Source organism: Sphingomonas bacterium (genome assembly GCF_903644055.1).
In the GTDB taxonomy this organism is placed as follows: Bacteria; Pseudomonadota; Alphaproteobacteria; order Sphingomonadales; family Sphingomonadaceae; genus Sphingomonas_I.
In genome coordinates this window covers 1-8,083 of the sequence record NZ_CAHJXD010000013.1, presented here as the reverse complement: position 1 = coordinate 8,083, position 8,083 = coordinate 1, and the positions used below count along the sequence as shown (strand labels likewise).

8 protein-coding genes are annotated in these 8,083 nt (G+C 66.8%); 6 read left to right on the top strand and 2 right to left on the bottom strand.

Going from position 1 to position 8,083, the window contains the following annotated elements:
- Nucleotides 1-279 precede the first annotated feature (279 nt).
- Together HUU94_RS00505 and HUU94_RS00500 are read right to left on the bottom strand one after the other, a co-directional pair.
- On the bottom strand, nucleotides 280-618 hold the full coding sequence (locus HUU94_RS00505) for a hypothetical protein (RefSeq protein ID WP_174273181.1): 339 nt from the start codon (nucleotides 616-618) through the stop codon (nucleotides 280-282).
- A 180-nt stretch (nucleotides 619-798) separates the two neighbouring features.
- Complete coding sequence (locus HUU94_RS00500) at nucleotides 799-1,650, bottom strand: DUF2171 domain-containing protein (protein WP_174273180.1); 852 nt, start codon at nucleotides 1,648-1,650, stop codon at nucleotides 799-801.
- Between the two features lie 201 nt (nucleotides 1,651-1,851).
- Between HUU94_RS00500 and rbfA the strand changes: the two genes are divergently transcribed.
- From rbfA to pnp, 6 genes are all read left to right on the top strand, one after another.
- Nucleotides 1,852-2,241, top strand: a complete 390-nt coding sequence (gene rbfA / locus HUU94_RS00495; RefSeq protein ID WP_174273179.1) for a 30S ribosome-binding factor RbfA — start codon at nucleotides 1,852-1,854, stop codon at nucleotides 2,239-2,241.
- A complete protein-coding gene (locus HUU94_RS00490) occupies nucleotides 2,234-2,881 on the top strand; it encodes a hypothetical protein (RefSeq protein ID WP_174273178.1) in 648 nt (215 codons plus the stop codon). The genes rbfA and HUU94_RS00490 overlap by 8 nt, the downstream gene beginning before the upstream one ends.
- A gap of 40 nt (nucleotides 2,882-2,921) precedes the next feature.
- Nucleotides 2,922-4,262: an alpha/beta fold hydrolase gene (locus HUU94_RS00485; RefSeq protein ID WP_174273177.1), complete on the top strand. Its 1,341-nt coding sequence runs from the start codon at nucleotides 2,922-2,924 to the stop codon at nucleotides 4,260-4,262.
- 54 nt (nucleotides 4,263-4,316) lie between these two features.
- A complete protein-coding gene (gene truB / locus HUU94_RS00480) occupies nucleotides 4,317-5,339 on the top strand; it encodes a tRNA pseudouridine(55) synthase TruB (protein WP_174273176.1) in 1,023 nt (340 codons plus the stop codon).
- A 7-nt stretch (nucleotides 5,340-5,346) separates the two neighbouring features.
- The gene (gene rpsO, locus HUU94_RS00475) at nucleotides 5,347-5,616 is read left to right on the top strand and encodes a 30S ribosomal protein S15 (protein WP_174273175.1); all 270 of its coding nucleotides are present in this window, start codon (nucleotides 5,347-5,349) and stop codon (nucleotides 5,614-5,616) included.
- Nucleotides 5,617-5,850: 234 nt separating this feature from the next.
- The coding region (pnp, locus tag HUU94_RS00470; protein WP_174273174.1) for a polyribonucleotide nucleotidyltransferase at nucleotides 5,851-8,083 on the top strand (2,233 nt) is incomplete at its 3' end.

Below are 8,083 nucleotides of genomic sequence, written 5' to 3'. Positions count from 1 at the left end.
CCTTGAGCCGGGGTCCCGCTGCTTGGCCGACGCTGAAGAAGAAGCGGGACCCCGGCTCAAGGCCGGGGTGACGTTTCGGCTTTAGAGCCGGATGACTTTAGAATGATCCACCCATCCGCTCATCCTGAGTAGGGATCGAGCCTGTCGAGAGCCCGTATCGAAGGGCATTCCCTGGAACCGTACTTCGATACGAGCCCTCGATACGCTCCTGCGGAGCTACTCGGTCTCTACTCAGCATGAGCGGGTAAGCTGAAGTCATCCGGCTCTAGACGACAGCCTCTAACGCGGCAGCTTCAGATCGTCGAGCGAGTGAAGTTCGATGTGCGTCTGATAATAATATTTGTCGGTGCGGCGGCCGTTGGCCAGGAAGAAGATCGTGACGCGTCTCGCGACGCCGGTCACTTCGATATGCTTGCCGAGCAACTTCTCGCGGGGCGATCCGCCGAGCCTTGCCGCCAGATCGGCGTACAGGTCGGCGGGAATGGCGATCGAGAGGTTGCGCTGGTCGCGATAGTCCAGCTCGGAATTCAGGTAGAAGACGCCGCCCTGCTCGCCCACGGCGCGCACGGTCAGCCCGAAGGTCCCGGTCACGCCCTGGGGCTGGGAGGCGGCGCGCATGACCGCGCTCGGCGGTGAGACAGTGCATGCGGTGAGCGCCATCGCGGCGGATAACGCCCATATCGTCTTGTCGCGCATCTTCATCGGCCTCGCGCCTATAGCGGTGCAAAATTAGGTGCACAGGAAAAGGGTCCGGCATCGCTGCCGGACCCTCCCTCGTCCCTAGCGGATGTCCCGAGCTCAGTAGGTGCCCGAGAAGCTCCGGTTGAGGTCGGTGCGATTGCCGTCGCGGTTGCCGAACAGGCCGCCTTCGTCATTGTCCTGCTCGTCGCGCCAGTGTGCCTTGGCCTGATCGGCGGTCTTGCTGATCGTCACCTTGTCGTCGACCGACTGGATCCAGGACGACGGGATCGAATGATGGTGGCCGCCCGCCGCCTGATCGGTCTTGGTCAGGCGAATGCGGTCGCCGCGCACATGATCGACGGTGCCGACATGCTGGCCGTCGGAACCAACGACTTCCTGATGCTCCTGAACCTTCTGGAGCTGATCGCGCTGGCCCTGACGGGTCTGGCGCCAGCCGTGGAACTCGGTGTCGAACTTCGACTGATGCTGGCGGCGATATTCGTCATAATCCTGATCGAGCGCCTGAATCTGGCGTTCGCGCCACGAGCGGTAGCCGGCCTCATGGCCGTGATCGGCGCCCTGGTATGCGCGACCGCGATCCGAGGTGTCCGCGCGATAGTCCGAGTTGCCGTAGCGATCCTGATCGCGCGGCGCGTTGCGCTCGTCGGCGCGGCGGCGGCGCTCGGCATCCTCGTCGCCGAACCAGGAGCGGACTTCGTCGCCGGCGCGATCGAACAGGCCGCGATCCTGATAGTCGTAGCCGCGCGGATCATTGCCGTAGTCGCGGTTGTAGCGGTTGCCGCGATCCTCGGGGCGATCGCCGCGATAGTCGCGCCCGCCGCCCTGATAGCCGCCGCCCTGATAGCCATAGTCGTTTCCGGCAGGACGGTTGCGGTCCTGATCGGCGCCATAATTGCGGTCGCGATCGTTGAAGCCGCCGAAACGGCCGTCGTTGCGTTGATAACCCATCTCAGACTCTCCTTGTGTCGTCTGCATTCCGCACGGGCCGCAATCGAAGAGGCGCCGGGCGTCGAGGATAAAACCGGCGGGACCATGGCTCGGTTCCTCGGTCCAACCGGCCGGAAGGGCGGTGGACCGCCCGATATTGCCAATTGCAAAGTGCCGCCCAAGGCGCTCGCAAAGCAGGGCTTGGGCGGCTAGAAGAAAGCCATGCGCCGCAACGAGACTTCCGAAGGCAAATCGGTCCGCCTGCTGCGCGTCGGCGAGCAGGTGCGCCACATCCTCGCCGAAATATTGGCGCGCGGCGACGTCCACGACGACACGCTGACCAAACATCCCGTCTCGGTGACCGAGGTGCGGATGTCGCCCGATCTCAAGCATGCCATCGTCTTCGTGAAGCCGCTGCTGGGGCGCGAGGAGGAGGTGGTGCTGAAGGCGCTGCGCACCAACACCGCCTATCTGCAGAGCGCGGTCGCCGCGCGCGTGAACCTCAAATATGCCGCCAGGCTCAAATTCCTGCTCGACGAAAGCTTCGACCAGGGCGCGCGGATCGACGATCTGCTGAAGGCGCCGAACGTGGCGCGCGATCTCGATGCGTAGAGCGCTGTTGGCGCTCGCCGCGCTGCTGCCGCTCGCGGGCTGCGGCAGGGGGCCGACGCCCGACACGCTCGATACCGACGAGAAGATCGTCCGCAGCGTGCTGGAGCTGCTGGTTTCGGACAACAAGCCGATCTGCGTCTCGCGGCTCACCTTCGGCAGTCCGCTCTCGCAGTTTCGCGTCGCGACGCGCGGGCAGCTCCAGCGTTATTATGTGCTCGACTGGTTTCCGCCGCAGCCGTGGCGCCCGCCCGCGATGCCCTCGCAAAAGCAGCTCCGCGACGCGGTCGCCGCCGGGCGCAACGCGCATATTCCCGAGCCGCCCGCGCGTACCGACGAACTGCCGCGCGACAAGCGATCGATCCTCGATGGACTTGCCTTCGCGATCTCGCCTCCCGCGGTCGAGCTGCACAGCGTTCGCCTGCGCGAGAGCTGGATGCCGCCGAGGGTCAATCCGCGCTGGTGGCCGGGGCGGGACGACAGGCTCGGCTGCGACGCCAATTATGTGCTTTCGGGGGTCAAGCGCACCGATCATGCCGCGTTCGTCGCGGTGCGCGTCCATCATTGGGGGACGCTCTATGCGCTGGTGACGCACGGCAAGGACTGGCGCGTGGTCGGCCAATGGGGTCCGTGGCTTTATTGACCCTGAAGTCTGTTCGGAAATCCTGGGGGAGGAATTTGCCTTGAAGCTTGCGCATCTGCTGATGGCATCGCTGCTGCTGGCGAGCGGCGCGGGGGCCGCCGGGCCGCCGGCCTACCCCAACCCGCCGCTGAGCGTGATCACCGATCCGCCGGCGGACGCGAAGAATCCGGCGGCGATGGCGGTGGTGCGGATCCCGACGCACGGCGTGAGCATCAACGGGGTGCTCTACGTGGCGGCGGGATCGGGTTCGCACCCGACCCTGCTGCTGCTCCACGGATTGCCCGGCAACGAGCAGAATCTCGATCTGGCGCAGGCGGCGCGGCGCGCGGGCTGGAACGTGCTGACGCTCCATTATCGCGGTAGCTGGGGCAGCCCCGGCACATATTCCTTCGCGCATTGCATCGAGGACGGAAAGGCCGCGCTCGCCTTCCTGCGCGCTCCGCAGGCGGTGAAGGCCTATCGCATCAACGTGGATCGCATCGTCGTCGCGGGGCACAGCCTCGGCGGCATCGTCGCCGCGCGCGTCTCGGCCGACGATGATGCGGTGGCGGGCACCTTCCTGATCGATCCGGCGGACATCGCCGCGACGGGCCGCGACTTCGCCGATCCGGCGAAGAAACAGGCCTTCGTCGAAGGCGAGCTGCGCGGCGACATGCCGCCGCTCGCGGGGACGAGCGTCGAGGCGCTGTCCGACGAGACCGCGCAGGCCGGGGAAGCGCTCGATCTCGTCGCCGCCGCGAGGAAGCTCGCCGATCGCCCGCTGATGGTTATCGGCGCCGAGCGCGGCATCGGCCAACGCGGCAAGGCGGCGGCCGAAGCGGCGGTCGCGGCGGGCGGGCCTTGGGTCCAGTCGGAAACCTGGGCGACCGATCACAGCTTCTCGGACATGCGCATTGCGCTCTCCGCCAGGCTGGTCGGTTGGCTGTGGACGGTGCCGCCGCGCGCGACGAGCTTCACCGGGCCGGGCTGGAACGGCGGCAACGTCTTCGCGCGGATCATCCGCGGCGAGCTGCCCGTCGCCAAGGTCTATGAGGATGACCGGGTGCTCGCTTTCATGGACAATCATCCGGAGAGCGTGGGCCATGTCCTCGTCATCTCGAAGACCGCGCATGCCCGCAACGTGATGGAGATCGATCCCGCCGATCTTGCGCGGCTGATCGTCGTGGCGCGGCGGATCGCGATCGCCGAGCGCGACGTCTTTCATCCGACGGGGGTGGTGCTCCAGCAGAACAACGGCAATGCGAGCAGCGTCCCGCATCTGCATATCCACGTCTATCCGGCCTATGGCGACGTGCCCTCGCTCTCGACGCCGGCGAAGGAAGCCCCGCTTGCCGAACTGGAGCCGGTGGCGGCGAAGCTGCGGGCGGCGCTGCCGAAGTAGCCTTCGCCGTATTTTCCGCCCTGCTCCCCCGCGAAGCTGTTAGACGCGCCGGCGATGCACGGCTGGCTGATCCTCGACAAGCCCGTGGGGCTGGGCTCGACGCAGGCGGTGTCGGCGGTCAAGCGGGCGCTGCGCGCCGGCGGCTGCGGCAAGGCCAAGGTCGGCCACGGCGGCACGCTCGATCCGCTCGCGTCGGGCGTGCTGCCGATCGCGATCGGCGAGGCGACCAAGCTTTCGGGGCGGATGCTCGATGCCGACAAGGCCTATGATTTCACGATCGGCTTCGGCGCGGAGACCGATACGCTGGATGCCGAAGGTGCCGTGATCGCCGAGAGCGATCGGCGACCGACCTTGGCGGAGGTGGAGGCGGTGCTGCCGCGCTTCACCGGGCCGATCAGCCAGAGGCCGCCGGCCTATTCGGCGCTCAAGGTGGGGGGCAGGCGGGCCTATGATCTGGCGCGGGCGGGGGAGGAGGTGGTGCTGGCGCGCCGCGAGGTGGTGGTGCACGCGCTGAGTTCCTCCCCGGGGCGGGGAGGGGGACCATCGCACCGCGATGGTGGAGGGGGCTCGCTGCCGGGGGATATGTCCAGAGGTGAAAGCGGGACGCGCGTTGCGGCCCCCCTCCACCAGCCTGCGGCTGGTCCCCCTCCCCGTGCCGGGGAGGAACTTGCTGAAATCACGCTCTCCGCGCTCGTGTCCAAGGGAACCTATATCCGCAGTCTCGCGCGCGATATTGCGCAGGCGCTCGGCACGGTCGGCCATGTCACCATGCTCCGCCGCACCAAGGCGGGGCCGTTCACGCTCGAACAGGCGATTTCGCTCGACAATCTGGATCGAGCCGCTAGAGACGCGCGGGTGCAGGCGCTGTTCCTGCCGTTGACGGCGGGTCTGGACGACATCCCGGTCCTCTCCGTCTCCCCCGAACAGGCCCAAGCGCTCCGTCAGGGCCGCCGGCTTCTCGGGATCGCAGCACCACCCGGTCTCACGCTCGCGATGCTCGACGGTCTGCCCGTGGCGCTCGTCGATGTGGCGGACGAGACGACGGTGGTGCGCGGCTTCAACCTGATGTCGGAGTGAAGAGACAATGACGATCACCGCCGAGCGCAAGGCCGAAGTCATCAAGGACAATGCCCAGGGTGAGGGCGACACGGGTTCGCCCGAGGTGCAGATCGCGATCCTCACCGAGCGGATCGTCAACCTCACCGAGCATTTCAAGACGCACGCGAAGGACAATCATTCGCGCCGCGGCCTGCTGATGATGGTCAATAACCGCCGCAGCCTGCTCGACTATCTCAAGAAGAAGGACGCCGCCCGCTATACCGCGCTGATCGCGAAGCTGGGCCTGCGGAAATAATCCTGGAGCGGCCCCTCGCGGGCCGCTTCGTTTATGTGCTCCCGCGAAGGCGGGAGCCCGGTTGCGAGCCGCCCGAGACTGGGCTCCTGCCTTCGCAGGAGCACGGCGGCGCCAGGACCAAGGCAATTCGGCCGAGGTCCACCAGGGACGCGAAAAGTCCCGCACCGCCGCGGGCCGGCTAGCCCGCAGACAGAGGCCCCCGGCGCATAGGGCGTCGGGAGTGAAGGAAAAGACATGTTCGATATCAAGAAGACGGAAATCGAGTGGGGCGGCAAGACGCTGACGCTCGAGACGGGGCGCGTCGCGCGTCAGGCCGACGGCGCCGTGCTGGCGACGCTCGGCGAGACGGTCGTGCTCTGCGCGGTCACCGCCGCGCGGCACGTCAAGGATGGCCAGGATTTCTTCCCGCTCACCGTCCACTATCAGGAAAAATACAGCGCGGCCGGCCGCATCCCCGGCGGCTTCTTCAAGCGCGAGCGCGGCGCCACCGAGAAGGAGACGCTGACCAGCCGCCTGATCGATCGCCCGATCCGCCCGCTGTTCCCCGAGGGTTTCTACAACGAGATCAACGTCATCGCGCAGGTGCTGAGCTATGACGGCGAGAACGAGCCCGATATCCTCGCGCTCGTCGCCGCGTCCGCCGCGCTGACGATCTCGGGCGTGCCCTTCATGGGGCCGATCGGCGCCGCGCGCGTCGGTTACAAGGACGGCGAATATATCCTCAATCCCTCGCATGACGCGATCAAGGAGAGCGATCTCGATCTCGTCGTCGCCGCCACCAGCAACGCCGTGATGATGGTCGAATCCGAAGCCAAGGAGCTTTCGGAAGAGGTCATGCTCGGCGCGGTCGTGTTCGCGCACGAGGCTTCGAGGAAGATCGTCAATGCGATCATCGATCTCGCCGAAAAGGCCGCCAAGGACCCGTGGGAAATGGCCGCGCAGGCCGATCTCTCGGCCGCCAAGGACAAGCTCAAGAAGCTGATCGGCAAGGATATCGCCGCCGCCTACAAGCTGACCGACAAGTCGCAGCGCTCCAACGCGCTGAACGAGGCGCGCGCCAAGGCCAAGGCGGCGTTCGCCGATGCCGCGCCGCAGGATCAGATGGCCGCGGGCAAGCTCGTCAAGAAGCTGGAGGCGGAGATCGTCCGCACCGCGATCCTCAAGGAGGGCCAGCGCATCGACGGCCGCACCACCACGCAGATCCGTCCGATCGAGGCGATGGTCCATTTCCTGCCGCGCGCGCACGGCTCGGCCTTGTTCACGCGCGGCGAAACGCAGGCGATCTGCTCGACCACGCTCGGCACCGCCGACGCCGAGCAGATGATCGACGGGCTGACCGGCCTCTCCTACGAGCGCTTCATGCTCCACTATAATTTCCCGCCTTATTCGGTGGGCGAGGTCGGCCGCTTCGGCGCGCCGGGCCGTCGTGAAGTGGGGCATGGCAAGCTCGCGTGGCGCGCGCTGCACCCCGTGCTGCCGACCAAGGAGGAGTTTCCCTATACGATCCGCGTGCTTTCCGACATCACCGAGAGCAACGGCTCCTCGTCGATGGCGACGGTGTGCGGCGGCTCGCTGTCGATGATGGATGCCGGCGTGCCGCTGGTGCGCCCGGTCTCGGGCATTGCGATGGGGCTGATCCTCGAAGGCAAGGATTTCGCGGTGATCTCCGACATCCTCGGCGACGAGGATCACCTCGGCGACATGGATTTCAAGGTCGCGGGCACCAGCGAGGGCATCACCAGCCTTCAGATGGACATCAAGATCGCGGGAATCACCGAGGAGATCATGAAGGTCGCGCTCGCGCAGGCGAACGAAGGCCGCGCGCATATCCTCGGCGAGATGGCCAAGGCGCTGACTTCGGTCGGCGAGCTTTCGGCGCATGCGCCGCGCATCGAGACGATGTCCGTCCCCAAGGACAAGATCCGCGAAGTGATCGGCACCGGCGGGAAGGTGATCCGCGAGATCGTCGCCACCACGGGCGCCAAGGTCGACATCGAGGACGATGGCACGGTCAAGATCAGCTCGTCCGATCCCGAGAAGATCGCGGCGGCGCGCAAGTGGATCGAAGGCATCACGATGGAGGCCGAGGTCGGCAAGATCTATGACGGCAAGGTCGTCAATCTGGTCGATTTCGGCGCGTTCGTGAACTTCATGGGCGGCAAGGACGGCCTCGTCCACGTCTCGGAGATCAAGAACGAGCGCGTCGCCAAGGTCTCCGACGTCCTCAGCGAGGGCCAGGAGGTCAAGGTCAAGGTGCTCGAGGTCGATCCGCGCGGCAAGGTGCGCCTGTCGATGCGCGTCGTCGATCAGGAGACCGGCGCCGAGCTGGAGGACAGCCGCCCGGCGCGCGAGCCGCGCGAGGGTGGTGACCGTGGTCCGCGTCGCGAAGGCGGCGAAGGCCGCGGCGATCGTGGCCCGCGTCGCGATGGCGATCGCCGTCGCGAAGGCGGCGGTGGCGACCGTGGTC

Excerpts from the sequence above, each read along its gene's own strand:
- HUU94_RS00505 (WP_174273181.1), bottom strand. The coding sequence starts at position 618 with ATGCGCGCCGCCTCCCAGCCCCAGGGCGTGACCGGGACCTTCGGGCTG.
- HUU94_RS00500 (WP_174273180.1), bottom strand. The coding sequence starts at position 1,650 with ATGGGTTATCAACGCAACGACGGCCGTTTCGGCGGCTTCAACGATCGC.
- rbfA (WP_174273179.1), top strand. The coding sequence starts at position 1,852 with ATGCGCCGCAACGAGACTTCCGAAGGCAAATCGGTCCGCCTGCTGCGC.
- HUU94_RS00490 (WP_174273178.1), top strand. The coding sequence starts at position 2,234 with ATGCGTAGAGCGCTGTTGGCGCTCGCCGCGCTGCTGCCGCTCGCGGGC.
- truB (WP_174273176.1), top strand. The coding sequence starts at position 4,317 with ATGCACGGCTGGCTGATCCTCGACAAGCCCGTGGGGCTGGGCTCGACG.
- rpsO (WP_174273175.1), top strand. The coding sequence starts at position 5,347 with ATGACGATCACCGCCGAGCGCAAGGCCGAAGTCATCAAGGACAATGCC.